The sequence below is a fragment of the Serratia sp. K-E0102 genome, assembly GCF_029962625.1.
Taxonomy (GTDB): domain Bacteria; phylum Pseudomonadota; class Gammaproteobacteria; order Enterobacterales; family Enterobacteriaceae; genus Serratia; species Serratia sarumanii.
Genome location: NZ_CP124754.1, coordinates 2,517,998 through 2,543,770, shown reverse-complemented (window position 1 = coordinate 2,543,770; position 25,773 = coordinate 2,517,998). Strand labels below are relative to the sequence as shown.

The window sequence follows — 25,773 nt, the reverse complement described above, 5'->3', positions numbered from 1 at the left end:
GCGGCGGCCATGGCCGCTGCGCCTCTTTCTCACCACAAACACGGGGATTAAACATCCCCGTGTCCTTGGTTCGATTAGATGTTTTAGCTATTGTGACCGTCTCTTGCGTGCCAGATATGGTCATAGGATGATTCCAGAATAACGCTTATGCTATCCATTTTCGCCGGCCACTTCAGACTGACTGGCAAAGCCGGTTCAGAACGGCCCATCTGCGGAAAAATCTTCTCAGGCAGTTCGGCAATCGGCCGGTACATTCCCACCACCTCACCAATAATTACCAGGGCTGGTGATTCGACCTGCTCCTCTGCAACGATCTTTCCCAATGCATCCAGAGTGCCCACCAGCACGCGCTGCTGAGGCTGAGTGCCGCGTTCAATCACCGCCACGGGCGTTGAGCCGGGTAAGCCATGGGCAATCAAGCGCTGGCTGATAACAGGGCTGTTGGCAATCCCCATATAGAAGACCAGCGTCTGGCGCGCGGCGGCCAGTACGGACCAGTCAACGTCCGGTTCCCCTTCCGGGCCATGTCCGGTGACAAACCTGACGGACTGTGCCAGGTTTCGGTGCGTCAGCGGGATCCCGCTGGCTGCGGCACAGCCCATTGCCGCCGTGATACCGGGCACAACATTGCACACTATCCCCTTCTGCTGGCAGCAGGCCATTTCTTCCCCACCCCGGCCAAAGATGAACGGGTCGCCGCCCTTCAGGCGCACTACACGGTGCCCCGCCAGCGCCAGATCAACCAGCAACATATTGATTTCATGCTGTTCAAGGCGATGATTGCGCGGGGATTTGCCGACATCGATCCGCAGTGCAGTGTCCGGCGCCAGCGCCAGCACCGCATCGGACACCAGCCGGTCAAAGACCACGACATCGGCCTGCCGGATAACGCGCAGCGCTTTCAGGGTCAGCAGTTCAGTATCACCCGGCCCTGCGCCCACCAGCCAGACGTCACCCCGGCGCACCGGGCTGCGTTGATCTGCCAGGGCCATAATCTGCGCTATCGGCAACATGTTGCTAGTTTTCATGGGCGTTCTTCCATCGTCAGGGCGGCCAGCTGGCCGGCAATAAACGTTTTCAGCTCCGGCACGCAGGAGCCGCAGTTAGTGCCACATTTCAGCTTTGAGCCGAGCTGTTGCACGCTGTGGCATCCCTGCCGCACGGCGTCGACAATCTGCGCTTCGCCAACAGAAAAACAGCTGCAAATCATTTTGCCGGTGGCGGCCTTATGGCTGCCGGCCTGGCCCGCCAGTAACGCCAGCCGCTGCGGTGCCGTGTCCGGCGGGGTGATAAAGGCAGACAGTATCGCTTGCCTGTCCGGCAGCAGTGGGCTTCGGCGCGCGTAAAATGCCAGCTGCAGTTCGCCCTGCGCCCACACCAGCAGGTTGAAGCCCTCATCCCCCATCCGGGCGCTCTGGCAGGTTTTCCCCTCCAGCGGATAATGTTCATTCAGCCACGCCATCCACTCCTCCTGGAGCGAAGAATCCGCTAACGTAAAATGCGTGACGCCCGGTTGGGTGATGCGGCTCCAGTAGGCGGTGGCAGGCGCGGCGATCCCCTCTCCCCGAATAAACAGCTCTGCATACCAAGCCGCTTTCCATTTCGTCAGATTGACCGGCATATGCTTACTTTCCGGTTGCCCGGAAAGAGGATCGGTAACGGGAGCTATCAGCGCATCGACCCGGGCCTGCCGGCTAAAATGGCTGTTCCAATGGATCGGCACGAAAATACTGCCGCGAGGCTGAAGATGATCGGGTTGCGCGCGTAACAGCAGCCAGCCATGGGATGAGGTTACACGCAACAACTCACCCGCCTGAATGCCCGGCGCATCATCCGGATGAAACTGACAGTACGGCTCGCTGATATGCTGCATCAGGCGAGCAGACTTGCCGGTTCGCGTCATGGTGTGCCACTGGTCGCGCACCCTTCCGGTGTTCATGATCAGCGGATAAGCCGCAGTGGGCTGGCTGGCGGGCAGCGCCGGGGTGACGGCGATCAACCGCGCTTTACCGTCAGGGTGAAAAAAGGTTTTATCTGTAAATAGTCGCGGCGTACCCTGCGGCCGTGCGGCATTAACCGGCCACTGGATCGGCTGCAGGGTATCCCATTCTTCATTAGACAACTGCGCCAGCCCGCTGATGTCAAACGCCCGAGTGCCTGCATTTTCAAAGCCGGACAAGGCCGCATGTTCGCGGAAAATATCTGCCGGATGCTGCCAGGCAAAGGCCTCCGCAAACCCCAGCCGCTGCGCAACCTGGCTGAGGATCCACCAGTCAGGTTTGGCCTCCCCAGGTGCAGCCAGAAACGCGCGTTGCCGGGAGATACAGCGTTCCGAATTGGTCACCGTGCCATTTTTCTCCCCCCAGCCCAGGGCGGGCAGCAGGATATGCGCGGCGCGGGTGGTGTCCGTGTCACGCAGAATGTCGGACACAATAACCAGAGGACAACGCGCCAGACCGGCCCGCACGCGATCGGCATCCGGAAGTGACACCAGCGGATTGGTGCCCATGATCCAGACGGCTTTTATCTCTCCCTTCTCGATAGCGCGGAAGAGATCGATGGCATTGAGTCCAGGGCTCTGCGCGACGTTATCGCTGTGCCAGAAACGCCCGACCCGTGTAATCTCTTCGGCGGTAAATCCCATATGGCAGGCCAGCTGGTTTGCCAGCCCGCCGACTTCACGTCCGCCCATCGCATTCGGCTGGCCCGTTATCGAAAATGGCCCGCTGCCAGCGTGTCCAATCTGGCCGGTTGCCAGATGCAGGTTAATTATCGCGTTGCATTTGTCGACGCCCGAACTGGACTGGTTGATCCCCATCGAATACAGCGTGACCAGCCGCTGGCTCCGGGCTATCCGTTGATAAAACGCCTGTAATTGCGAGGAGGCGATCCCGCAATAGTCCGCCGTCTTCTCCAGGCTCCACGCTTTTGCTGTCTGTAAGGTTTCTTCTGCCCCGTTCGTGTGGTGCTGCAGAAAAGCGGTATCCAGTTTTCCGCGCGCTGCCATCTCGTTCAGTGCGCCGCAGAACAGCGCCGCATCGCTGCTCGGACGCAGTGCCAGATGCAGATCGGCAATATCACAGGTGGCGGTCTTACGCGGATCAACGACGATAATCTGCATCTCCGGCCTCTCCGCTTTGGCTTTCGCCAGCCGCTGATACACCACCGGATGCGCCCAGGCGGTGTTCGAACCTACCAGAATAACGCAGTCTGCCTGCTCCAGATCATCATAATTGCAGGGGACGGCATCGGCGCCGAACGCCCGCTTGTAGCCCACCACGGCGGAGGCCATGCACAACCTGGAGTTGGTATCCATGTTGCCCGCCCCGATAAACCCTTTCATCAGCTTGTTGGCGACGTAGTAATCCTCCGTCAGCAGCTGGCCCGAGCCATAAAACGCGACCGACTGCGGTCCATGCTCGTCAATCGTCGCCTGTAGCCCTTGTGCGACAGCGTCTAACGCCTGCGGCCAGCTCACGGGTTGATGATGGATTTCAGGCTGGAGCAGACGCCCCTGTAAGCCCAGCGTTTCACCCAGCGCGCTGCCCTTCACGCACAGCCTTCCGCGATTCGCCGGATGTGCCGGGTCGCCGCTGGCGGCGAAGCCATCAGCCTGTGGCTGCATACTGACGCCGCACCCCACGCCGCAATAGGCGCAGGTGGTTTTCACGACCGGAGACGCTGTTTTCATAGGTTGACCGTTTCAATGATTTTGGCGGACGCAACGCCCTGCATTTGTGCCTGAACCCAGACGCGGCCATCTTCCACTTTCACCGCCCAGCTTCGCAGCGCATGCGGCGAATTGTCCAGGCTGCGGCCGTCCCGTAAGCTGAAGCGCTGTTTATAGAGCGGGGAAATCACCACCGGTTCGCCTTTGACATCCCCCACGAGCCCGCGCGCCAGCACATTGGCGTCGCTGTCTGGTTCATGATTGCTCAGCGCAAAAACCTGCTGTGGATGACCGGGCAGATAGAACAGCGCAATCTGCTGGCTTGCCAGGCGCGCCGCCATTCCCGCATTCGCCGGGATGGCGCTCAGGCTGCACACTTCCACCCAGCCCGGTGCGGGCTCCTGCGTATTTTCTGCGGCAGGCACGGCGAGCATGCTGCGCTCCTCATGCGTTGCAGGCCGCAGTTGTTGACGTTCGCTCACCATCACGACCCCTTCGTCAGGGACCTCGCTGTTTACAAACGGTCTGAACAGCGCCAGGCGATCCGGCGAGGCCAGAGTGGTCTGCCATTCACACTGGTACGTCGCCACCACCGCAGACATTTCACGATCCAGTTCATCCGCAATTTGCAGGCTGTCGTCCAGAATCACCTGGCGCAGGTAGTCGATGCCCCCTTCGAGGTTATCCATCCAGGTGCTGGTGCGCTGCAGCCGGTCAGCGGTGCGGATGTAGAACATCAGTAAGCGGTCAACGGTACGAATGAGCTGCTCTGTGCTCATGTCCTGCGCCAGCAAATCAGCATGGCGGGGCTTCATTCCCCCGTTGCCACAGACATACAGGTTCCAGCCCTTATCCGTGGCAATTACCCCCACATCTTTACTTTGGGCTTCGGCACACTCGCGGGTACAACCCGAGACGGCCATTTTGATTTTGTGAGGCGAACGCAGCCCTTTGTAGCGGTGCTCTAATTGCAGCGCGAGCGAGGTGGAGTCCTGTACGCCGTAGCGACACCAGCTCGACCCGACGCAGGATTTCACCGTACGCAGAGATTTGCCGTAGGCATGACCGGTTTCAAAACCGGCATCAACCAGCTGCTGCCAGATCTCCGGCAGTTGCTCCAGACGCGCGCCGAACAGGTCGATTCGCTGCCCTCCGGTAATTTTGGTGTAGAGCTTGTAACGCCTGGCGACTTCGCCGATGGCGATAAGCCCTTCGGGGGTTATCTCTCCCGCCGGAACGCGCGGCACGACGGAATAGGTTCCGTCCTTCTGGATATTGGCGAAATAACGATCGTTGGTGTCCTGCAGTGGCAAATGTTGCGGTTTCAACAGGTAGTCGTTCCAGCATGATGCCAGTATCGATCCGACCAGCGGCTTGCAGATTTCACACCCGCTGCCGTGGCCGTGCTTTTCAATCAGTTCCCCGAACGTGCGGATATTGCCCACCCGAACCAGGTGATAAATCTCCTGGCGCGAATACGCGAAATGCTCACAGATGTCTTTTTTCACCTCGACGCCCATGTCGGACAGCGCATATTCCATCACCTGCTTGGTGAGTGCGGCGCAGCCCCCACAGCCCGTCGCCGCTTTGGTGCAGGCTTTTATCGCCGCCATATCGTGGCAGCCGTTCTTCACGGCGTTACGGACATCGCCTTTACTGACGTTGTGGCAGGAACAAATTTGCGCGCTATCGGGCAGGGCTGCGATGCCCAGCACAGGTTTGTCTGCGCCCGACCCGACAGGCAAAATGAGGGATTCAGGTTTGGCAGGCAGCGGCATATCGTTGAGCATCATTTGCAGCAACGTGCTGTATTCCGCGCTGTCGCCCACCAGCACCACCCCCAACAGCCGTTTGCGATCCTGCGATACCACGATTTTCTTATACACTTCCGCCGGACCGTCTACCCAGCTGTAGTTCTGGCTACCTGGGGTACGCCCATGCGCGTCACCAATCGATGCCACCTCAACACCAAGAAGCTTAAGTTTGGTGCTCATGTCCGCGCCCTTAAAGACGGCGTCGCCGCCCGTCAGGGTATCCGCCAGCGCGCGGGCCATCTGATAACCCGGCGCCACCAGGCCGAAGATCTGCCCGTTCCATAGCGCACATTCGCCGATCGCATAAATAGCCGGGTCGGACGTCTGGCAGCGATCGTCAATCACAATGCCGCCGCGCGGCCCCACTTCAAGCCCGCACGCTCTCGCAAGCTGATCGCGTGGGCGGATCCCTGCGGAAAATAGCACCAGATCGGTTTCCAGATAGCTGCCATCGGCAAACACCATCCGGTAATGGCTCTCCTCGCCCGCAGTAATGGCCTGGGTTTCTTTCCCGGTATGCACCTTCACGTCCAGCGCTTCAATTTTACGGCGCAGCATCGCGGCACCGCCGTCGTCGAGCTGAACCCCCATCAGCCGCGGTGCAAACTCCACCACGTGCGTATCCAGCCCGAGCTGTTTCAGCGCGTTGGCCGCCTCCAGCCCCAGTAATCCCCCGCCGACAACCACGCCCGTTTTGCCGTTTGCCGCGCAGGCCTGAATGGCCGCAAGATCGTCAAGCGTGCGGTAAACCAGGCAGCCCGGCGCATCATTGCCAGGGATCGGCGGCACAAACGGATAGGATCCTGTTGCCAGCACCAGTACATCGTAAGCCGTCTGCCGCCCCTGGTGATCGACCACAAAACGGTGTTTTGTATCAACGAGCCCGATGCTGTGCCCCAGACGCAGTTCAATCCCGGTCGATTCGAAAAATCCCTTTTCAACCATTGAGAGGGATTCCGCCGTGCGGCCAGAGAAGTATTCGGACAAATGCACACGGTCGTAGGCGGGCGAGGCCTCTTCGGCAAACACAATCACCTGGTATTGCAGATGCAGCTCACGCGCAACCAACTGCTCTAAAAAATGATGGCCTACCATGCCGTGTCCGGCCATAACCAATACGGGTTTCGACATTGAATGACTCCTCGCCACCTCGACGGGTAACGGTTCTGATTTAACAGGCTGTAAGCCAGAGGCATCCGGCTCATTACCGGGACTGAAGACGCTGAAGGGCAACGGTTGACCAGCGGGCGTGCCGATCCGCTGGAGGTATTGCGGGCCATCGCTGATATCGCCCCACAGCAACACCCCTTTCAGTTGGTTGTCGCAGAGCACCAGCCTTCGATAATGCCCGTCAAACGGGTCAAAGGTGGTATGGGTCTGAGCGCCATCGCGGCTGTGTAATTCACCGGCGCAGAACAAATTCAGGCCTGTGACCTTGAGGCGCAGCGGGACATTCTGCACCTCGAATGAAGTGGCTTTATCGCCCCCGGCCAGCCGATAGGCCAGCGTTTCAGCCTGCTGCCAGCACGGGGCCACCAGGCCAAAAGTGAGTTCGCCCCACTGGCAACATTCTCCAATTGCCGAGATGTGCGGGTCAGCGGTTTGCAGCTGCGGGTTCACCAGAATACCGCGATCGCACGGCAAGCCGGACCGTTGTGCCAGCGCGATGTTCGGCCGCACGCCCACAGAGAGCACGACCCGCTCCGCCGCTATTCCGCGCCCATCATTAAGATTCACCCTGCTGACGCTGCCAGCGGCATCAGCGCTGAATGACACCGTTTCAGCCTGCAAAATGACGTTGATGCCGCGTAATGAGAGCCCCTCGTGCAACAGTTTTCCGGCGTGTTCATCCAGCTGCTGATCCATCAGATGTGTGCCGCGATGTAGCAGGCTCACCCGCATTCCACGCCGCGCCAGGGCCGCCGCCGCCTCCACGCCCAGCACGCCGCCGCCGATCACCGCAACCGGTTGGCCTGCGTAGGCTCCCTGCAGAATATTTTCGACATCCTGCTGAGTGCGGAACCCGTGGATACCCGGCAATTCGACCCCAGGCAGGGGGGGCAGAAATGGCCGTGAGCCAGTGGCCAGAACCAAATGATCGTATGAATAGATCTGCCCGGCGGCCGTGACGGTGCAAGCGTGACGGTCGATTGCCGTCGCCGCCGTGCCTGCGATCAATGTGATGTTGTGATGCTCATACCACTGCGCGTCATGCGTAACTATCTGGCCAAAATCTTTCTCACCGGAAAGCACCGGCGTCAGCTGGATACGGTTGTACGCACTGTGCTTTTCATCGCCGATGATCATGATACGGTAACGATCTGGTGCGAGCTCACAGAGATATTCCACCAGTCGCACGCCTGCCATACCATTGCCGATAACGATTAAAGTCGGTTTAGCCATTGCACAACTCCCCTCATGGAATCAGGCCACTGCCCGGTGTTTTGCATAGAGAAAATGCAGCACCTGCTGGCGATACTGGTGGAACAGAGGATCGTTCGACAAAGCCAGTCGACTGCGGGGGCGTGACAGCTCAACCTGTAACACTTCACCGACTTTCGCCGCCGGACCATTAGTCATCATCATCACGCGGTCAGACAGCAGCACCGCTTCATCAACGTCGTGGGTGATCAGCAAAATGGTGGTTTTCAGACGCGCCTGAATGTCCATAACGGCGTCCTGAAGATGCGCCCGCGTCAGCGCATCCAGCGCCCCGAAAGGTTCATCCATCAGCAAAACTTTCGGTTTCATCGCCAAGGCACGGGCGATACCGACACGCTGCTTCATGCCGCCTGAAATGGCGCCCGGGCGCTTATCGGCCGCATGCTCCATGTGCACCAGTTCGAGGTTGTGCAAAATCCAGTCGTGCATTTCGCTTTTGTTCATCTGGTCTTTAAATACCTGCCGCACCGCCAGTTCGACATTCTCAAAAGCGGTTAACCATGGCAGCAGCGAATGGTTCTGGAAGACGACCCCGCGCTCTGGCCCCGGCCCGGAAATCTCTTTGTTGTCGCACAACAGCACGCCTTCCGTCGGGCGACTCAGCCCGGCAATCAAATTCAGCAGGGTCGATTTTCCGCAGCCTGAGTGGCCAATCAGGCTGACCGTTTCGCCTTCTGCGATATCAAAGCTGACGTTATCGAGCGCCAGAAAGGTGGTTTTCGCTGAAGGAAAACGTTGAGTGACGCTCTGGACGCTGATAATCGATTTTTCTTTTTTCATCGCGGGCTCCTAGTGATTGTCGTAACTTAAGCGACGGGCAACGGCCATCAGCCCCTGCTCCAGTAACATCCCCACGGCACCAATCAGCAGAATGGCGACGATAATGTTTTCCACGTTGAGGTTGTTCCATTCGTTCCAGATCCAAAAACCGATGCCCACGCCGCCGGTCAGCATTTCAGCCGCAACAATCACCAGCCAGGCGATACCGATGGACAACCGCACCCCGGTCAGAATGTACGGCAGCACGGCAGGAAACAGGATCTTGCGCATTACGGTGAATTCGCTGAGTTTCAGCACCCGCGCAACGTTGAGATAGTCCTGCGGAATGCGCATCACCCCTTCTGCGGTATTGAGGATCATCGGCCAGATAGAACAGATGAAAATGGTCCAGGACGAGGCGGGCTCCGCGCGCTGGAACAACAGCAATCCAATCGGCAACCACGCCAGCGGGCTGACCGGGCGCAGCAGCGAGATAATGGCGTTGAACATGCTGGCGATGAAGCTGAAGCGGCCAATCAGGAACCCGGCCGGGATGCCGACCAGCGCGGCAAGCCCGAAACCAATCGCAACTCGCTGTAGCGAGGCCAGGACATTCCAGCCAATGCCCATGTCGTTTGGCCCGTTGATATAGAACGGATCGGCAAAAATCACCTTCGCCGCCTCCCAGGTCTGAGCGGGCGTCGGGAAGCCTTTACTGCTACTGGCGGCGATTTGCCACAGGAGCAGCAGCACGACGGCCCCGAGAATGGCGGGGATCATTTTCTGCATGAAGCGGCGAACGCTCGCGCGAAGCCGGACAATAAAGGTATCCGTTCTGGCTACCGGGGCGGCTCTCTCGATCGTGATCACTTCTGCGCTGGCGGGCGATTCAACGCTGACCGCGGCAGGCTCCGTCAACGTGACGACATTGGTTTTCAAATTTCCGGACATCTGTGGCCTCACTTAGCGTTTCATTGCAAAACTGTTGGCGTAGTCAGCAGGGTTGCTGCCGTCCCAGACTCTGCCGTCAATCAACGTGCTGCTTCGCATGTCGCTGGATGGCAAATTGATCCCTCCAACCGCGGCGGCAGCTTGTTTGTAGACGTCAATACGGTTAATTTTTTGGGCGATACCGAGGTAGTCAGGATCGCTGTCCAGCAATCCCCAGCGCTTCTGCTGAGTCAGGAACCACATGCCATCGGAGAGATACGGATAATTGACCGCGCCATCGTTGAAGAAGCGCATGCGGTGGGCATCTTTCCACGTTTTCCCCAGCCCATTTTCGTAGTCGCCGAGCATCCGCCCCTGAATCGTCTTGAGTGGCGTGTTGATGTACGCCCGCGCCGCAACGACCTGAGCGGTTTCACTACGATTGGCATCAGAGGTGTCTATCCAGCGGGAGGCATCCAGCACCGCGGCGGTCAGCGCGCGAGCCGCATTCGGGTTTTCAGTCACCCAGGCAGAGGTTGTGCCGAGCACTTTTTCCGGATGATCCGGCCAGATTTCCTGTGAGGTGACAGCAGTGAAACCAATGCCGTCCTGAATCGCGCGCTGGTTCCAGGGTTCCCCCACGCAAAAACCGCTCATATTGCCGATTTTCATGTTCATGACCATTTGCGGCGGAGGCACCACGACATTGCGCACGTCGTTAAAGGGATGGATACCGGCGTTTGCCAGCCAGTAGTAAAGCCACATCGCGTGCGTGCCGGTCGGGAACGTCTGCGCAAAGGTATAGGTCCCCTTCGCACTGGCCTGGACCACTTTTTGTAGCGATGCAGCATCCGTGACGCCCGCCTGCTTTAACTGCTCAGAGAGCGTAATGGCCTGCCCGTTCTGGTTGAGAGACATCAGCATCGCCATCTCATGCTGCGGGCCGGACACGCCAAGCTGCAGGCCATAGAGCATCCCATACAGAACATGCGCCGCATCCAGCTCGCCAGACACCAGTTTGTCGCGTACTGACGCCCAGCTCGACTCCTTGCTCGGGATGATTTTAATGCCGTACTTCTCATCAAATTTCTTTACCGCCGCCATCACCACTGAGGAGCAGTCGGTCAGGGGAATGAACCCGACGCGAATCTCTTTCTTCTCTGGCGTGTCGGAACCGGCAGCCCAGACCCGGTTCATGAATCCTGACATCAACATGCTGCCGCCGAGCACCGCACTCCCCGCAAGAAAGCAGCGGCGGGAGAGTTGTCCCGGAGTCTTTTTGTCGTCTTGTGTCATCAGGGCTTCCCGTTAGGTTGAAAAATGGAAAAAAAAAAGCGTCCAGTTAGCGCTCAGTTCCCTGAACGCTAACTGGACGCCTTTATCCGTAATGCTGACTAAACCGCCATTGGTTTAGTGCTGTTGCTATTAAAAAGAATGCAGCTTGTGTGCCAACCTGCGGTATCAAAAAAAATCAGAGGGTTAGCCTTATTCTGTCGCTTTGACGCCCTTTCTGGTGCACCGGAACTGCACATCCTGCACAGCGTAATTGCACACAGAAGGTGCAGTTATTGGCCCGGTTTGTGCCCGTTTTTGCCTAACAGCGCAGACACGGCAAGCATCGCGTCAGCAATTTCCGAAAGTTTCTTATTCTGATTCATTGCCATCTCAAGCAGTGCCTTAATGCGCCTGGGGTTCCGTTAAGCCCTGATGCTGCATCAGCAGGCCCTTTGCCCGCTCAACCAGCTTACGCTCGGTCAGCGTGACGCGAAGTTGAGAAAGTTCTGCATCGAGCGCCTGCAGCTGGCGGGACTGCTGTTCAACAAGCTCAAGAACCGAACGACTAAGCTGCGGCGAGAGTAGCGCGGCGTAATGGCTTTCAGACTGTGGGATTTGGTCAATATTCTGCTGCTGAAGCGCAAGGGCGGCCTGTGCTTCACGGATACGCTGGCGGCAGGAGGCCATCAGCGCAGCTTGCAGCTCATCCTCCACCACTTTCATTCCATCGATTCGCGCCGTCGCAACGTCAAACCAGCGTAATGCGGTATCCGTCGTCTCACCGCCAGGCCTGACGCGCGTGCAGGCAATTCGCCTGAAACGTTCAAATTCACTGCTGTCCTGGTTCATCTGCTGCCGCCACATTGCCAGACAGCGGGGAGCCGCGAATTCCATGAAGGTCTGAAAGCAGCGCTCCTGGCTCTCGATTAAGCCTGTGAATTGCTGTTGCGCGATGACATCAAAATGCCCTGCCGCAAAACCGGCGGCGGCCGTGGCCCGCTCCTGTGCGGCCAGCTCTTTTCCCTGCATAAAACTGAACATCGCCAGCAATGCCCGTGAAATTGACGGATCGCCGGAGATATCCGCCGTTTCGAAGACCAGTGACAAATGCGAGCGAATCACCTCGTTGTAGGCATTCATGGCATCAGGCTGACTGATAGACAGTCCAAGAACCTGCTGACGCAGTTGCGGTAACGTACTGAGGCTATGCAACACCGAGGCAATGCGGCTGAGTAATCGCGGTGCATTCGCCAGGTTGGGGCCGGTAAGATCCTGAGACGCAAGCCACTGACTGACGGCCTCCTCTGCCTTCCGGACCTCCAGTGCCCGCTCACTCAGTTGCTTTCCCCAGGTGTTCCCATGAGAACATAAGAAGATGTTCGAGGTGCCTCGTTCCCGTTGCAGTGCGTGGATCATCAGGCTGACCGCACCAACCAGTTCACCCAGCTGCAACAGCTGTTGCAAACCCGCGATTTCGCTTTTTTTCGACGCCTGTACAAAGCTCAGAGCAGAAAGGGCCATGGAGTAACCTGCTGATAAGAGGAGACTCCTGGATAAAGCAAGAAACGTGCCTGAGACAGGGGCGCTTTTCCCTACCGCCGCGCCGTTACAGCATCCATTCGATCGGCAGCCAGCCGGCCACGATGAGAATGATGCGTTTTACCCAGCCGGCGCCGGGCTCTTGCTGATGGATCTCGGTGTGGCCGTCTTCGAAGGCTTCGTTCCAGACCATTTTGCCCGCGGGCGTCAGCGCCGGGCGGTAGGCGGCGTACTCGAGCGGGCCATCAAACAGCTGGCGGGTGTCGGCCGCCAGCGTCGGGCTGTCGATCAAGAAGCCCATTTCGCAGTTCAGGTGCGCCGATCGCGGATCGAAATTGAACGAGCCGATAAATACCCGTTTATCGTCGATGGCGAAGGTTTTCGCATGCAGCGCCGCGCCGGACAGCCCCAGCGGTTTGAGTTCCTGCCGCCCCGTCGGCTGGCCGGCGCGCAGCTTCAGCTCAAACAGCTCCACGCCCGCCTGCAGCAGTTCACGCCGGTATTTGGCGTAGCCGGCATGCACCACCAGCACGTCGGTGGTGTTCATCGCGTTGGTCAGCACGCGAATGGATTTTCCCTGTTTGGCGAGCGATTCAAAAAAGCTCGCCCCTTCCCGGCCCGGCACGAAATAGGCGGAGACCAGATCCAGTTGCCGGCCGACGCCGCCGATAATCTTGCTCAGCTGCGTCACCATCAAACGATCGCGCGAAGCCTTGCCCAGCCCTTTCGCCGGATCGTCGGCCACCAGCTCTACCTGGGTGAATTCCGGCTGGACGACGCCATCGCGAAAGCGCACCGCGCTGGTTTCCAGCTGCACCGCCAGTTTGCGGGCCCGTTCGCTGCTTTCGGTCGCGGTGGCCTGCGCCAGGAAGGCGGAAAGGTCGCCTGTGCCCCGGATAATCTGCTCAACGCCAAACACCGACGCGCTGTTCCAGTAGCGATCGAAGACCTCGGCGGTCTCCGCCACCACGTTGCCGACGCTCAGCACGTCGAGATCGAGGAAATAGTTTTCGTCGCCGACCTGGAAATACTCGTCGCCGATATTGCGGCCGCCGATGATCGCCACGGCGCCGTCGACGATGTAAGACTTGTTATGCATGCGCCGGTTCATGCGCATAAAGTCAAAGGCGTAGCCGGCCAGCTTCGGCGTGCGCACGGTTGACGGGTTAAACAGGCGGATCTCGACGTTTTCCTGGGCGTTCAGCGCCGCCAGAGTCTCGTCCATGGCGACGCCGTTATCGTCCAGCAGCAGCCGCACGCGCACGCCGCGTTGAGCCGCGTCATACAGGGTTTTCAGCAGGATCTGCCCGGAGGTGTCGTTATGCCAGATGTAGTACTGGGCGTCGATCGACCTTTCCGCCATCCGCGCCAGCGCCAGGCGGCTGGCGAACGCATCGTGCCCGCTGGCCAGCGGCACCACGCCGCTCAGGCCCGGATGCGCCACCATCAGTTCGGCGGCGCGCGCCGGCAGCTGGGCGGCAGGATCCGCCGGCAATGCCGCCTGCGGCAGACGCTGGGAGATATTCGGCAAACGAAAGATGACTCTGGCCGCAATAATGGCGATCGTCACGGCGAGAATCAGATACACGACAATTTTTATCACAGGAAGCGGCCTCGGAGGTTGACTGCTTTGCTTTATACGTCATTAGGTTGCTTCAATCTATAGGAGAAGCGCGCTATGCCATAAGGCTATAGCGTAAAGCGCGAAGGCGAAACACCAAACAGTTTTTTGAACGCCACCGAATAGGCGCTGTGGCTCTCGTAACCGCTTTCGAAGGCGGCGTGGATGATCGAGTGGCCGGCCAACAGCAGCGGAATGGACGACAGCAGCCGCAGGCGCTGTTTCCACTGGCCGAAGGTGATGCCGGTTTGTTGGCTGAAATGGCGTTGAAAGGTCTTTGCGCTGATCGACAGTGAATCGGCCCAGGCTTCAATGCCGCGATCGTCGGCCGGCGTGATGACCAACTGCCGGCAAATTTCGGCCATTCTCGCCTCTGCCGGCCAAGGCAGGTGCAGCGCCAGCTGCGGCTGCAGGCTCAACTCCTCAAGGAACAACGCTCTGAGCAGCGCATTGCGTTGGGTCTCCGCCCCTTCGGGCGCCAGCGTCGCCAGCTGAGCGATCAGCTCTCGCAGCAGCGGTGAGACCTGCAAGACGCCGTCGCGCAGCGGCAAACGCGCGGCGGTGATTTCATCGACCAAAATCCCGTAAACGCAGATGTTGCTCTGCATGACGATCTGATGCTCTACCCCCGGCCGCAGCCAGACTGCGGTGGTGGGCGGCACGATCCAGCGCCCGCTGCTCGCCTCGACCGCCATAACGCCCTGCTGCGAATAGAGCAAGTGGCAGCGCCTATGCGAGTGGTAAGGAATGACAAAGCCCGCCGGATAGTGTTTCACCAGCCCCGTCACCTCGAACGAGGAGTTTTCGTGGCTGCTGAGGTCGATGCGTTTCGTTTCGGCGTTGTCGACTTCGAATCCCATGGTCGTTTGTCCCTTTTGATAACGCGAATGTCTTTTATTTGATAGAGAGGCCGCATGATCCTCCATATAGTGACGCTGTCGCAAGCCACACCAGGGGCCTTATGCGAAGAAACTCACTATTTACACCAAAATTTCATCGTTCTGCGTAAAACGCAGGCGTTGCGCATGCGCTGCGCAATGGCGGCTCGTTGCGGGGGCGACGCGGCCGAAAGTGATGGATAGGGAAAGCGCGGTGGCATAATCAGGAGGTATACGCATCAATCAGCAGACAGCTCAGCCCGGGGGGGCGGCTTAATGCTGAAGGGATAGGGAGAGCGCCTAGGCTCTCCTCCATCCAGAGTTGTTATTTCATCAACGGGCCAGCTCGGCGCCGTCCAGCTCGGAAATCGCCAGACAAATCACTTCCGTAATGGCCTGTACCGTATAGGCGGTATTGGCAGGAATGATTAACATCTCATGGGGTTGCAACGTCTGATCGTCAACCTTCAGTTCACCGCTCAGCACCATCAGTTTCACCCAGCCCGGGTGAAAACGCGCCGGTTGTCGGCTGCCCGCATCCAGCTTCAGCAACGCCGTATGGCCAGGCGTTTCCCGTTTCAAAATATGAAAGTGTACCCCATCGTAAGGCATGTTTTCGTAATGCAGTGACGCCAGTGTTCTCTTATGCATGGTAAGTGTCCTCGTGACCTGTGAGTAGCTGCTCCGCCTTCGGTCGCCGTAAAAACGATTGGCGGCTGTCCCTACCGAAAGCACAGGCTCGCAGCCTCTTGGCGAACGGATTAACTGTCGTACTTGCAGCGGCCCGACCGACCGCCGTTTCATGCCTAACCTGCCTCAGGCATGCTACTAAATATATAAGAGCCTCGCCGACGGCGCAAAAAACCGCGGTTCTTATCATTTAATGATGCCCGAACCTCATTTCAAGTGTTGCCGCCAAAGCCCCCATACCGCCATTCAGACGGCATGGGACTGGCCCCCTGCTTTCGCCGCCGGGCGGCGCACTTTCCAGCCCTAGCCGTGGAGCGCCAGGCCTTTTATCGCCTTATCCACCGCTTTCTTCGGCCCGCGCAGCGCCAGGCCGACCAAATCCAGATTGTCCGCGTCTTCAGCGCGAAAAACCTGGCGGTTGGCTTCATCGTGCCCGGTCGCGAACATGGCGTGCACATAGGGGATCAGCGTTAATTCCCGCTCCAATCCTTTGCGATGCACATTTTGCAGGCCCGGCAGATCCGCGGCGAAAATCAGCATCGGCTGCCCGGAAATGGCGCCGTAGCGTCTCCCCTGCGCATCCACGTAACGCTCGCCGATGATTTCCGGGGCCGCGGCGGCGATGCCCGTCGCCAGAAAGGCCACCACGTTCAGCCGCTGCCAGGTTGGCAGATCGTCACGCACGATAAACGCTATCTTGGTATCAAACATATTTCGCTCTACTCCGTTGTGCTGTTAAACGCGCATCATCGGCGATGAGCGAGTTAGCGGTATAGAACGTTTGTGCACTGGCGTTGATAGGCCGCCGGCGATAATCGGTAGGCGCGCTGGAACCAGCGGCCCAAATGGCTCTGATCGGCAAAACCCACCTGCATGGCGACCTGCGCCGGTTCTTCCCCCTGCGCCAACAGCAAGCGTGCAGCCCGCAGCCTCAACCGAACCAAATAAGCGTGCGGCGACTGGCCGAAAGCCCGGGTGAACTGGCGAGTCAAGCGGAAACGATCCAGACCGCACTGAAGAGCAAGTTCATCCAGGCTGGGGTTATCCGCCATGTGTTCGTGCAAGTAGTCCCGCAAGCGATTCATCTCAATTAAAGCGTCATCGCTTTGGGAAGTTGGCCGAACGCGAATATGCCGTGCCAAAAGCGTCAGCAGTTGATCCAGGCTTTGATCGCGCGCCAGCCGGCCTTCCCCCTGATGCAACGCAAAAAATGCCTGGTGGATCGCGGTCGCCAGCATCGGATCGTCGGTCAACGTGCTGTGGAAGGCGCCTTCCAGCACCGAAGCGTCCCCCAATCCGCGGCGGCTCATCGCGTCGGAGACCCAGCGCTGCGGCAGATAAAGCATCGCATAGGTAAACCCCTCGGCCTGCGGCGCATGGCCATCGTGCACCGCGCCCGGCTCGATCAGCATGGCGCGCCCCGGCCGGCTGGTATGCAGCGAGCGGTGGCAATGGAAACGCTGCAAGCCCTGCTGCGTGACGCCCACCAGCATTTCATCATGATCGTGAGGATCGTAGGCATGCCCCTGAAAGTGAGCGTTGACGCTCTCAATACCGGTTTCGTCATCGCGTCGCAATTCGAGCCAGTCTTTATGTTGATGATTTGACGCCATGCAATCAGTCCGGAGTTCTGCTCACAGGAAAAGAAAAAACAGCTTACCCTGACACCGCCGCGGTTGCACGCTCACAGCTCGCAGATGGCGTAAGTGCCCTTCCCGGCCGATTTCGCCTGATACATCGCGCCGTCGGCGCGGGTCAGCAGCATCTCCTCCGTCACATCGCCGCGTGGGGAAATGGCCGCGCCGATGCTGGCGGAAAGCCGTACCTTCTGCGGCCCGATCTGCGTAATTGTGGCCAGTTGCGCCAACACGTTTTCGCAAAACTCGCTGACCTCGCGCCGCGGATCCGTCAACGGCCACAGGATCACCGTGAACTCGTCACCGGCAAGACGCGAGACGCTGTGGCGCTCGCCGGCGCAGGCGCTGAGCAATGTGGCGAAGGTTTTCAGGATCGCGTCGCCGAAATCATGGCCATAGCTGTCGTTAAGGGTTTTGAAGCCGTCGAGATCGATAAACAGCAGCGCCATCTGCCGCTGATGGCAACAGGCCTGCAGCGTGCCCGACAACCGGCGCAGAAACGCGCGGCGGTTGGTCAATCCGGTCAGCATGTCGTGGGTCGCGTCATATTCCAGCCGCTGCTGCAGCCGCTTCAGTTCGGTGATGTCCATGGCGAGAATGTAAAAGCCCTGCGCTTCGCACGGCACCAGCGTGGTGTGGATCATCAGCAGCCCCTGCCGGGTCTGCAGCTCATTCTCAAAACTCACCATTTCGCCCGCGAGGGCCCGTTCGATCATCGGTTTTGCTATCCGATAAACGCTTTCCCCCATGAAATCGCGCACCGTCATCCCCCTGAGGCTGGACTCCTCCAGACCGAACCAGGTTTTGTAGGCGCTGTTGGCGAACAGGTAGCGTTCATTGCCGTCGATCTGGCTGATTAAGGCCGGCATGTTGTCGGTAATGGCGCGCAGACGCTCCTTCTCCGCACTGAGCTGATATTCGGCGAGCACCCGGGTTTCAATCTCTTCGTTGAGTTTTTTGACCACCACGTTCAGCTCCCGCGTGCGGGTTTCGACGCGTTCCTCCAGCTCATGCTGCAACGCGAACAGATCGGCCTCGGCCGCCTTGCGCTCGCTGATATCGACGATAACCGAGATGAAATGGTCCGGTTTGCCGTTCGGCAAGCGATTGAGCGCCACCGTCAGCTGCACCCAAACGATCGAGCCGTCGGCGCGGAAATAGCGTTTTTCCATCGAGTAGGTGCTGATTTCATTTTTCAACAGCTGCTGCAGCTTTTCCAGGTCGGTATTGAGATCGAGCGGATAGGTAATGTCCTGGAAGGTGCGATCCATCAGTTCGCGCTCGGAATAGTGCAGCATTTCGCAGATGCGCGGGTTCACCCGCAGCCAATACCCCTGCAGCGAAACCAGCGCCATCCCTACCGCCGCCTGGGCGAAGGTCTGTTCGAACAGGGCCTCCGTGCGCTGCAGGTCGGACTTCAGGTTTTCGGTATAGACGTGGCGCTCAATACTTTGCAGATACTCCTCCACCACGGCGGCGAAATCATGCAGATCGGCCAGTTGTTCCGGGGAAAACGGCTGCGGGTGGCTGTCGATAATGCACAGGGTGCCGAGCGGCAGCCCGTCGAGCGACAGCAGCGGCTGCCCGACGTAGAAACCGATCCTCGGCCCGCCGATCACCAGCGGATTATCGAAAAAGCGCGGGTCGTTGGCGGTATCGGGCACCACCAGCGCTTCGCGTTGCAAGATCGCATGGCCGCAAAACGAAATATTGCGCGGCGTTTCCCGGGCATCCAGACCGTAGCGCGATAAAAACCATTGGCGATCCCGGTCGATCAGCGACACCAGCGCAATGGTCACGCCGAAGTATTTCGCCGCCAGCCGCGTGATGCGATCCAGTTTTTCCACCGAGTTTGAATCCAGCACGTTCAGCGAATTCAATACCGACAGGCGTTCGGCTTCGTTTTCGGGGAAGCAGGGTTCGAGCATGTTGTCTCCCATTGTGTCACCCACGGTTCCGGCGCAGCCAGCCGGCGTGAGTCCGTTCGCCCTATCCGTCGGTAGCGACAAATATCCTTGTCCATCATAGACTCACTCAGTATCAATCCGATTGCGCATTCTCGCCAGCTTTGCCGGACGTTGCGTTTACCCCCGCGCTGCGCTACAGTCGTTCACGAGGTGATGGTGTTCCACCTTTCCCAACCGCCGCGTTCACTCGAACCGGATGATGACGCCTGATATACAACTTCGCTTTATTTTTTAGGCAGGTATGTCAGGAGTCGCTATGAATGAAATCTCACGTCTTACCCCTTTTCCGTTCCAGCCCGATGCCGTCGCGCGGGAAATGCCCCTGTACGTTTTCGGCCATAAAAATCCCGACAGCGACAGCATCTGCAGCGCGCTGGTGGTCGCGGACTGGCTCAATCACCTAGGCAAACCGGCCGTGGCTTTCCGCCTAGGCGACCTCACGCCGGAAACCCGCTACATACTGGCTGCCGCCGGCGTACAAGCACCTGCGCTGCTGACAGACGATCTCCGTGACCGCAAAGTCTGGCTGGTCGACTTTACCGATATCGAACAAGGCCCGGCCTCATTGCCCGACAGCGACGTGGTCGGCGTTATCGACCATCACCGGCTGGGCACGTTAGTCACCCGCAACCCGCCCGATGTCTGGGTGCGCGCCGTCGGCTGTTGCGCCACCGTGATCCTGCAGATCCTGACGGCAGAAAGGCCGATGCCACTTAGCGCCGCGCAGGCCACTCTGCTGCTGGGAGCTATCCTGAGCGACACCGTCGCGCTCAGTGCGCCGACCACCACGGAACAGGATCGGCTGGCGGTCACCCGGTTGCGCGCAATCTCTCACGTCGACTATGACGCTTTCATCGCCGGGCTGCTGGCCGCCAAAACCGATCTCTCCGGGCAATCCGCCCCGCAGTTGCTGCAGCGCGACGCCAAGAATTACCGCATCCATACCGTTTCGCTGCTGCTGTCGCAGATAGAAGTGCGGGCCATGAGCGACATCGATCCGCTGTTGCCCGCACTGCAACAGGCGCTTGAACAAGCGAAGCAGGAAGCCGGGCTGGAGATGGCTGCACTATTGGTCACCGATATCACCCGCCGCCGCTCCACCCTGTATTTCTCGTCGAACCGGGTGCTCGGCATTCGTCAGGTATCGCTGCCCGATATGACGAGCCGAAAAAAAGAGGTTTTACCGTGGTTAACCATCCAGATCGCTAACGCAGGGAGATAAGTCATGCCGCTCTATCAACACGCTTTACTGCTGGTACAGGATGAACGCGACGGCCGGCTGCTGTTGCGCCATGCCGAACGCCTCAATCAGCAGATGAATACGCGCATTACCGTGGCGCACATCAGCGCCGACTATGCCGAGCTGGACTACCTCAGCGATGCGCAAACCAAAGATCGCCAGTCCAGCGAGGTGATCGCCGCCAAAGCCATGCTCAGCCGCCTGGTGGAAGACTGCTCAATCCCCCTGGAGGTGCGCGCAATCGTCAGCATCCATCGCTTCAAAGACGTCGAAGCCCTGATTGCCCGTGAAGGCGTCGATCTTTTGTTGCTCGGCCATCAGAACCGTCCGTTTGGCGTCTTTGCCTCCTTCGGTTTCGAATTCATCAACCATTTATCCATCGACGTGCTGATAAAACACGTTCCCACTCCCTAGAACGAGGTGACTACCCATGAGCTATGAGATTGAAAGCGTAACCGCCAGAGAGATCCTGGATTCGCGCGGCAACCCGACCGTCGAAGTCGACATGAGCGCGGCGGGCGTCGTGGCCCGGGCTTCGGTGCCTTCGGGAGCCAGCACCGGGTCGCGCGAGGCGGTGGAGCACCGCGACGGCGATCCGCACCGTTTCGGCGGCAAAGGCGTACTGGAGGCGGTGCACAGCGTCAAAACGGCGATCAATGAGGCGCTACTCGGGGTGGATGTGCGCCAACAGGCGGAGATTGACCGCCGGCTGATCGCGCTGGACGGCAGCGAGAACAAGAGCCGATTGGGGGCCAACGCCCTGCTCGGCGTTTCTCTGGCCGCCGCCCGCCTCGCGGCGCAATTGTCGCAGCTGCCGCTGTATCGTTATCTGGGCGGCATCGGCGCCAACCTGCTGCCGGTGCCCTGCATGAATATCATCAACGGCGGCGTGCACGCCCGGTGGCAAGGGGCGGACTTTCAGGAGTTTATGATAGCTCCCCTGGGCGCGCCGTCGCTGCGCGAGGCCGTGCGCTGGGGTAGTGAAGTTTATCAGGCGCTACGCCAAATCCTGTTGGAAAAAGGCCTGTCGGTCGGCGTCGGTGACGAAGGCGGTTTCGCGCCGGCGGTCGCCTCAAATCGCCAGCCGCTCGAGCTGATCGTGCAGGCGATAGAAAAAGCCGGCTACCGGCCGGGAGAAGATATCGCGATCTGCATGGATCCGGCCTCGAGCGAATTCTACGCAGACGGCAAGTACCGTCTGCGCAGCGAGAACCTCGAGTTGGACGCAGCCCAGATGACGGCCTATTACCAACGGCTGGTGCAGGACTTCCCCATCGTGCTGATTGAAGACGGCTTGGCCGAAGACGATTGGGCCGGCTGGCGTATTCTGAGCGATGCCCTGGGCGACCAGGTGGAGCTGGTCGGCGACGATCTGTTCGTCACCAACGTGAAATACATCCAGCGCGGGATTGATGAACGGTTGGCCAATGCGGCGCTGATCAAGCTGAACCAGATCGGCACGCTGAGCGAAACCTTCGCCGCCGTACAGCTCTGCCAGGCGAACGGCTGGGGCACCTTTATCTCGCACCGCAGCGGTGAAACCGTCGACAGCTTTATCGCCGACATGACGATCGCGATGCGAGCCGGCCATCTGAAAACCGGCGCGCCGAGCCGCGGCGAGCGCATCGAAAAATACAATCAGCTGATGCGCATCGAAGACCAGTTGGGCGCCGCGGCGGTGTATGCCGGGCGTTCCGCCTTTAAACGCCGCTAAGCTTTGCCGGCCGGGCCGGCGATGCGTCGGCCTGTTTTTCGCCCTTGGTTTGGCACAGCCCTGCCACACCGGACGCCAATAAGGTCAGCCGGGTCGTCAGCAAGGTTTCTCGTTGTTCATTCAGCGTGGCCATCATCAGCTCGATCTCCGCCAGCCGTTCATCGACGCCACGTATCAACCCATCCTGATAAGCGCTGCCCTGCAGCGCCAGCACCCGTTGGATCGCCTGCAGCGAAAAACCCAGATTCTGGCCGATTTGGATCAGGTGCAAACGCTCCAGCGCGCTGTCGCCGTACACCCGATAGCCGTTGACGCCGCGCACCGGTTTCGGCAACAACCCCAACTGCTCGTAGTAGCGTATCGCCGAGGCGGCCATGCCGGCGCGCTGCGCCAATTCTCCGATCTTCATGCCCTATTGACCTTAAAGTTAACTTTAAACCTAGTATAGCGCCATTCCCCGTACGACAGGAGCGCAAACCGATGTTTACCCCACTGACACTGCCCAACGGCAGCCGTTTATCCAACCGTCTGGCCAAGGCGGCGATGGAAGAAAATCTGGCCGCCCCGGGCCAATTGCCCGGCCCGGCGCTGTGGCGCTTATACCGCTACTGGGCCGAAGGCGGCGCCGGCTTGATCATCACCGGCAACGTGATGATCGACGGCCGCGCCATGACCGGCCCCGGCGGCGTGGTGCTGGAACAGGACACGCCGCTCGCCCCGTTCGAAACCTGGGCCAAGGCCGCGCGCCAGGGCGGCGCGCAGGTGTGGATGCAGCTTAACCACCCGGGCCGGCAGGTGATGGCGAACATGGGCGGTAACGCGTGGGCGCCCTCCGCCATCCCGCTGGCGATGGGCAAGCACAGCAAGCTGTTCGCCCAGCCGCAGGCGATGGATGCAGCGCAGATTGCCGAGGTGATCGCGCGCTTCGTCGCCAGCGCGCACGCCGCCGAACAGGCCGGTTTTACCGGCGTGGAGATCCACGCGGCGCACGGCTATCTGATTTCCCAGTTTCTCTCGCCGCTGACCAACCAGCGCAACGATCGCTGGGGCGGCGAGTTGGCGAACCGCGCCCGGTTGCTGCTGGAGGTAGTGCGTGCGGTGCGCGAGCGCGTCTCGCCGGAATTTTGCGTGGCGGTCAAACTGAACTCCGCCGATTTCCAGCGCGGCGGTTTTTCATCGGACGATGCCCGCCAGGTGGTGCTGATGTTGAACGAGTTGCCGGTCGATCTGATCGAACTGTCCGGCGGCAGCTACGAAAGCCCGGCGATGCAAGGCGACACGGCGGACGGCCGCACTCTGGCGCGCGAAGCCTATTTTCTGACCTTCGCCCGCGATCTTGCCGCCGTCGCGCGCATGCCGGTGATGACCACCGGCGGCATCGCCCGCCCGTCGGTGGCGCAGCGGGTGCTGGACAGCGGCGTCGCGGTCGTCGGCATCGCTACCGCCATGGCGGAAATGCCCGATCTGCCGCGGCGCTGGCAAACCGGCGCGGCCCCCCATGCGCTGCCTGCCCCGATCACCTGGCGCAGCAAGGTGATGGCGTCGCTCGCCCGCATGGCGTTGGTCAAGCGCCGGATGCGCGCGTTGAGTGACGATCGGCCGCGCAATGTGCGCTACTCGCCGCTGTTCACGCTGGTCGTCGATCAGTGGCGTACCCGCCGTATCCTGCAGCGTTACCACGCCTGGTTACGGCAACGTTAATGACCGCGGCGCCGGCAGACACGCCGGCGGCCGCACAAAAATCCCGCTTTTTTGATCGCGCTACGTAAAATCTGCAAGAAATCACCGCTCTGGATACTGCGCTTTTAACGCTCGGCTGCTTATATTCATCACAAATTTTGTGTATATAACCGCTTTAGGACTTAAGGTGGTGAATAGATGAAAATAAGCCGCTATTTTCTATTTATGTTATTAATCGGAAATTCACCTTAATAATAAATGCATTAAAGAAGCAGCCAAAGGAAAGCAGAAAAGCATTTTTACGCAATGTTAAAGAAATGTTGTTTTTTGCCGGCAAAACCAACGGTCAACAAATCAACAACATATTGATGAGCCTAAGAAAAAACTAAACAATTCAAAACAAAATCGGCTATTGAGTCCCAGGCGAAAAAGCCATATATTGGTCGCGCTTTTCACAAGGCAGTTACTTTTCTAATTCATTAATTCAATCGTTGCGTCTTGAGACCTTCGGTTGTAGGAGAGATATGATGACGGATAAAGTCCGTATTGATACTTTAGTTGCAAACTCATTAAACGGAAACAATGAAACCTATTTGGCGCGCCAAGCCGAATTTGAGTCGAATGTTAGGAGTTATCCGCGCAAATTGCCGTTGGCAATTGCGAAAGCCCAGGGCGTTTGGATCACTGATGTTGAGAATAATCAATATCTTGATTGCCTGGCCGGGGCGGGAACGTTGGCTCTTGGACATAATCACCCCGACGTCCTGCAAAGCATCCAAAATGTCATTACCAGCGGCTTGCCGTTACATACTCTCGATCTCACGACCCCGTTAAAAGATCGTTTCTCCGATTACCTGCTCTCTCTGTTGCCGGGCGAAGGCAAAGAATATTGCCTGCAGTTCTGCGGCCCGTCCGGCGCCGATGCGGTGGAAGCCGCGCTGAAGTTGGCGAAAAAGCACACCGGCCGTTCTGGCGTGATCAGCTTCTCCGGCGGCTATCACGGCATGACCCACGGCGCGCTGTCGGTCACCGGCAACCTGTCGCCGAAGGCGGCGATCAACGGCATGATGCCGGAAGTGCAGTTCATGCCTTACCCGCATGAATACCGCTGCCCGCTGGGCATCGGCGGCGAAGCCGGCGTCAAGGCGCTGACCTACTACTTCGACAACCTGATCAACGACGTGGAAAGCGGCGTGCGCAAACCGGCGGCGGTGATCCTGGAAGCCGTTCAGGGCGAAGGCGGCGTTAACCCGGCGCCGGCCGAGTGGCTGCAGCGCATCCGCAAAGTGACGCAGGATCATGGCATTCTGCTGATCATCGACGAAGTTCAGGCCGGTTTCGCCCGTACGGGCAAGCTGTTCGCCTTCGAACACGCGGGCATCGAGCCGGACATCATCGTGATGTCGAAAGCGGTCGGCGGCGGCTTGCCGCTCGCGGTGCTGGGCATCAAGAAAGAGTTCGACGCCTGGGAACCGGGTCACCACACCGGCACCTTCCGCGGCAACCAGCTGGCGATGGCCACCGGCCTGACCACCCTGCAATACCTGAAAGAGCACCAGGTCGCCGACAAAGTGGCCGCGCAGGGCGAGTGGCTGAAAGGCAAACTGGCCGAGCTGCAGAAACGTTATCCGGTGATCGGTCACGTCCGCGGCCTGGGCCTGATGATCGGCATCGAGATCGTCAAGCCGAACGAAGCGCAGGATCACATGGGCTGCTACCCGGCCGATGGCGAGCTGTCCGCGTTGCTGCAGAAAAAGTGCTTCGAATCCGGTCTGATCCTGGAGCGCGGCGGGCGCAATGGCTGCGTGCTGCGTCTGCTGCCTTCCCTGCTGATCACCAACGATGAGCTGGGTATTTTCCTCGATAAATTTGAGCAGGCGCTGTTGGCCGCCGGCGTCAAGCCAGTCTGATTGGAGC

The 25,773-nt window shown here is 59.2% G+C and carries 18 protein-coding genes, 1 pseudogene and 1 riboswitch; of the genes and pseudogenes, 5 read left to right on the top strand and 14 right to left on the bottom strand.

Going from position 1 to position 25,773, the window contains the following annotated elements; translation table 11 throughout:
- Positions 1–83: 83 nt before the first annotated feature.
- The 13 genes and pseudogenes from cobA to SSARUM2_RS12225 form a co-directional block, all read right to left on the bottom strand.
- Positions 84–1,028: a uroporphyrinogen-III C-methyltransferase gene (gene cobA / locus SSARUM2_RS12285; RefSeq protein ID WP_120150959.1), complete on the bottom strand. Its 945-nt coding sequence runs from the start codon at positions 1,026–1,028 to the stop codon at positions 84–86.
- Positions 1,025–3,691, bottom strand: coding sequence for a nitrate reductase (locus tag SSARUM2_RS12280; RefSeq protein WP_060421070.1), 2,667 nt, complete (start codon positions 3,689–3,691; stop codon positions 1,025–1,027). Before SSARUM2_RS12280 ends, cobA begins: the two co-directional genes overlap by 4 nt.
- Positions 3,688–7,887 (bottom strand): nitrite reductase large subunit NirB, encoded by a 4,200-nt coding sequence (nirB, locus tag SSARUM2_RS12275; RefSeq protein ID WP_120150958.1) that lies wholly within the window; start codon positions 7,885–7,887, stop codon positions 3,688–3,690. The genes SSARUM2_RS12280 and nirB overlap by 4 nt, the downstream gene beginning before the upstream one ends.
- Before the next feature lie 21 nt (positions 7,888–7,908).
- Positions 7,909–8,706, bottom strand: coding sequence for an ABC transporter ATP-binding protein (locus SSARUM2_RS12270; protein WP_060437860.1), 798 nt, complete (start codon positions 8,704–8,706; stop codon positions 7,909–7,911).
- A 9-nt stretch (positions 8,707–8,715) separates the two neighbouring features.
- Positions 8,716–9,636, bottom strand: a complete 921-nt coding sequence (gene ntrB / locus SSARUM2_RS12265; protein ID WP_049196966.1) for a nitrate ABC transporter permease — start codon at positions 9,634–9,636, stop codon at positions 8,716–8,718.
- 12 nt (positions 9,637–9,648) lie between these two features.
- Positions 9,649–10,911 (bottom strand): CmpA/NrtA family ABC transporter substrate-binding protein, encoded by a 1,263-nt coding sequence (locus tag SSARUM2_RS12260; protein WP_060437861.1) that lies wholly within the window; start codon positions 10,909–10,911, stop codon positions 9,649–9,651.
- A gap of 269 nt (positions 10,912–11,180) precedes the next feature.
- A pseudogene (locus tag SSARUM2_RS12255) lies at positions 11,181–12,411 on the bottom strand (nitrate- and nitrite sensing domain-containing protein).
- Positions 12,412–12,496: 85 nt separating this feature from the next.
- Positions 12,497–14,032, bottom strand: a complete 1,536-nt coding sequence (locus SSARUM2_RS12250; protein ID WP_060452652.1) for a phospholipase D family protein — start codon at positions 14,030–14,032, stop codon at positions 12,497–12,499.
- Positions 14,033–14,118: 86 nt separating this feature from the next.
- Complete coding sequence (locus SSARUM2_RS12245; protein ID WP_049235078.1) at positions 14,119–14,910, bottom strand: helix-turn-helix transcriptional regulator; 792 nt, start codon at positions 14,908–14,910, stop codon at positions 14,119–14,121.
- 351 nt (positions 14,911–15,261) lie between these two features.
- Positions 15,262–15,579, bottom strand: a complete 318-nt coding sequence (locus SSARUM2_RS12240) for a cupin domain-containing protein (protein WP_015377878.1) — start codon at positions 15,577–15,579, stop codon at positions 15,262–15,264.
- Between the two features lie 342 nt (positions 15,580–15,921).
- On the bottom strand, positions 15,922–16,329 hold the full coding sequence (locus SSARUM2_RS12235; RefSeq protein WP_033653160.1) for a DUF2000 domain-containing protein: 408 nt from the start codon (positions 16,327–16,329) through the stop codon (positions 15,922–15,924).
- Positions 16,330–16,382: 53 nt separating this feature from the next.
- Positions 16,383–17,231, bottom strand: coding sequence for an AraC family transcriptional regulator (locus SSARUM2_RS12230; RefSeq protein WP_033648316.1), 849 nt, complete (start codon positions 17,229–17,231; stop codon positions 16,383–16,385).
- A 71-nt stretch (positions 17,232–17,302) separates the two neighbouring features.
- Positions 17,303–19,183, bottom strand: coding sequence for a diguanylate cyclase (locus SSARUM2_RS12225; protein WP_033634542.1), 1,881 nt, complete (start codon positions 19,181–19,183; stop codon positions 17,303–17,305).
- A gap of 179 nt (positions 19,184–19,362) precedes the next feature.
- A riboswitch (Fluoride riboswitch) is annotated at positions 19,363–19,438 on the top strand.
- A gap of 40 nt (positions 19,439–19,478) precedes the next feature.
- On the opposite strand from SSARUM2_RS12225, the gene SSARUM2_RS12220 reads away from it, so the two are divergent.
- From SSARUM2_RS12220 to eno, 3 genes are read left to right on the top strand one after another with little or no spacing between them, the layout of a single operon-like run.
- A complete protein-coding gene (locus SSARUM2_RS12220; RefSeq protein WP_080437550.1) occupies positions 19,479–20,444 on the top strand; it encodes a DHHA2 domain-containing protein in 966 nt (321 codons plus the stop codon).
- Between the two features lie 3 nt (positions 20,445–20,447).
- The gene (locus SSARUM2_RS12215; RefSeq protein ID WP_033648314.1) at positions 20,448–20,876 is read left to right on the top strand and encodes a universal stress protein; all 429 of its coding nucleotides are present in this window, start codon (positions 20,448–20,450) and stop codon (positions 20,874–20,876) included.
- Between the two features lie 16 nt (positions 20,877–20,892).
- Positions 20,893–22,176 carry a phosphopyruvate hydratase gene (gene eno, locus SSARUM2_RS12210; protein WP_060436315.1) on the top strand — a complete coding sequence of 428 codons (1,284 nt, stop codon included), beginning with the start codon at positions 20,893–20,895 and terminating at the stop codon, positions 22,174–22,176.
- Here the strand turns inward: eno and SSARUM2_RS12205 are convergent.
- The gene (locus SSARUM2_RS12205; RefSeq protein WP_049196976.1) at positions 22,163–22,585 is read right to left on the bottom strand and encodes a MerR family transcriptional regulator; all 423 of its coding nucleotides are present in this window, start codon (positions 22,583–22,585) and stop codon (positions 22,163–22,165) included. The two genes, eno and SSARUM2_RS12205, sit on opposite strands and share 14 nt — an antisense overlap.
- Positions 22,586–22,656: 71 nt before the next feature.
- Here SSARUM2_RS12205 and SSARUM2_RS12200 point away from each other — a divergent pair, with 71 nt between their 5' ends.
- Complete coding sequence (locus SSARUM2_RS12200; RefSeq protein ID WP_060438658.1) at positions 22,657–23,877, top strand: NADH:flavin oxidoreductase/NADH oxidase family protein; 1,221 nt, start codon at positions 22,657–22,659, stop codon at positions 23,875–23,877.
- Between the two features lie 506 nt (positions 23,878–24,383).
- Positions 24,384–25,766 (top strand): diaminobutyrate--2-oxoglutarate transaminase, encoded by a 1,383-nt coding sequence (locus SSARUM2_RS12195; protein ID WP_072269732.1) that lies wholly within the window; start codon positions 24,384–24,386, stop codon positions 25,764–25,766.
- Positions 25,767–25,773: the final 7 nt, after the last annotated feature.

What these genes read in the sequence shown, in the direction of transcription:
- SSARUM2_RS12260 (WP_060437861.1), bottom strand. Translation starts at nt 10,911, where the DNA reads ATGACACAAGACGACAAAAAGACTCCGGGACAACTCTCCCGCCGCTGC.
- SSARUM2_RS12245 (WP_049235078.1), bottom strand. Translation starts at nt 14,910, where the DNA reads ATGGGATTCGAAGTCGACAACGCCGAAACGAAACGCATCGACCTCAGC.
- cobA (WP_120150959.1), bottom strand. Translation starts at nt 1,028, where the DNA reads ATGAAAACTAGCAACATGTTGCCGATAGCGCAGATTATGGCCCTGGCA.
- SSARUM2_RS12230 (WP_033648316.1), bottom strand. Translation starts at nt 17,231, where the DNA reads ATGGCGTCAAATCATCAACATAAAGACTGGCTCGAATTGCGACGCGAT.
- ntrB (WP_049196966.1), bottom strand. Translation starts at nt 9,636, where the DNA reads ATGTCCGGAAATTTGAAAACCAATGTCGTCACGTTGACGGAGCCTGCC.
- eno (WP_060436315.1), top strand. Translation starts at nt 20,893, where the DNA reads ATGAGCTATGAGATTGAAAGCGTAACCGCCAGAGAGATCCTGGATTCG.
- SSARUM2_RS12220 (WP_080437550.1), top strand. Translation starts at nt 19,479, where the DNA reads ATGAATGAAATCTCACGTCTTACCCCTTTTCCGTTCCAGCCCGATGCC.
- SSARUM2_RS12270 (WP_060437860.1), bottom strand. Translation starts at nt 8,706, where the DNA reads ATGAAAAAAGAAAAATCGATTATCAGCGTCCAGAGCGTCACTCAACGT.
- nirB (WP_120150958.1), bottom strand. Translation starts at nt 7,887, where the DNA reads ATGGCTAAACCGACTTTAATCGTTATCGGCAATGGTATGGCAGGCGTG.
- SSARUM2_RS12205 (WP_049196976.1), bottom strand. Translation starts at nt 22,585, where the DNA reads ATGAAGATCGGAGAATTGGCGCAGCGCGCCGGCATGGCCGCCTCGGCG.
- SSARUM2_RS12280 (WP_060421070.1), bottom strand. Translation starts at nt 3,691, where the DNA reads ATGAAAACAGCGTCTCCGGTCGTGAAAACCACCTGCGCCTATTGCGGC.
- SSARUM2_RS12235 (WP_033653160.1), bottom strand. Translation starts at nt 16,329, where the DNA reads ATGTTTGATACCAAGATAGCGTTTATCGTGCGTGACGATCTGCCAACC.
- SSARUM2_RS12240 (WP_015377878.1), bottom strand. Translation starts at nt 15,579, where the DNA reads ATGCATAAGAGAACACTGGCGTCACTGCATTACGAAAACATGCCTTAC.
- SSARUM2_RS12200 (WP_060438658.1), top strand. Translation starts at nt 22,657, where the DNA reads ATGTTTACCCCACTGACACTGCCCAACGGCAGCCGTTTATCCAACCGT.
- SSARUM2_RS12195 (WP_072269732.1), top strand. Translation starts at nt 24,384, where the DNA reads ATGACGGATAAAGTCCGTATTGATACTTTAGTTGCAAACTCATTAAAC.
- SSARUM2_RS12215 (WP_033648314.1), top strand. Translation starts at nt 20,448, where the DNA reads ATGCCGCTCTATCAACACGCTTTACTGCTGGTACAGGATGAACGCGAC.
- SSARUM2_RS12225 (WP_033634542.1), bottom strand. Translation starts at nt 19,183, where the DNA reads ATGCTCGAACCCTGCTTCCCCGAAAACGAAGCCGAACGCCTGTCGGTA.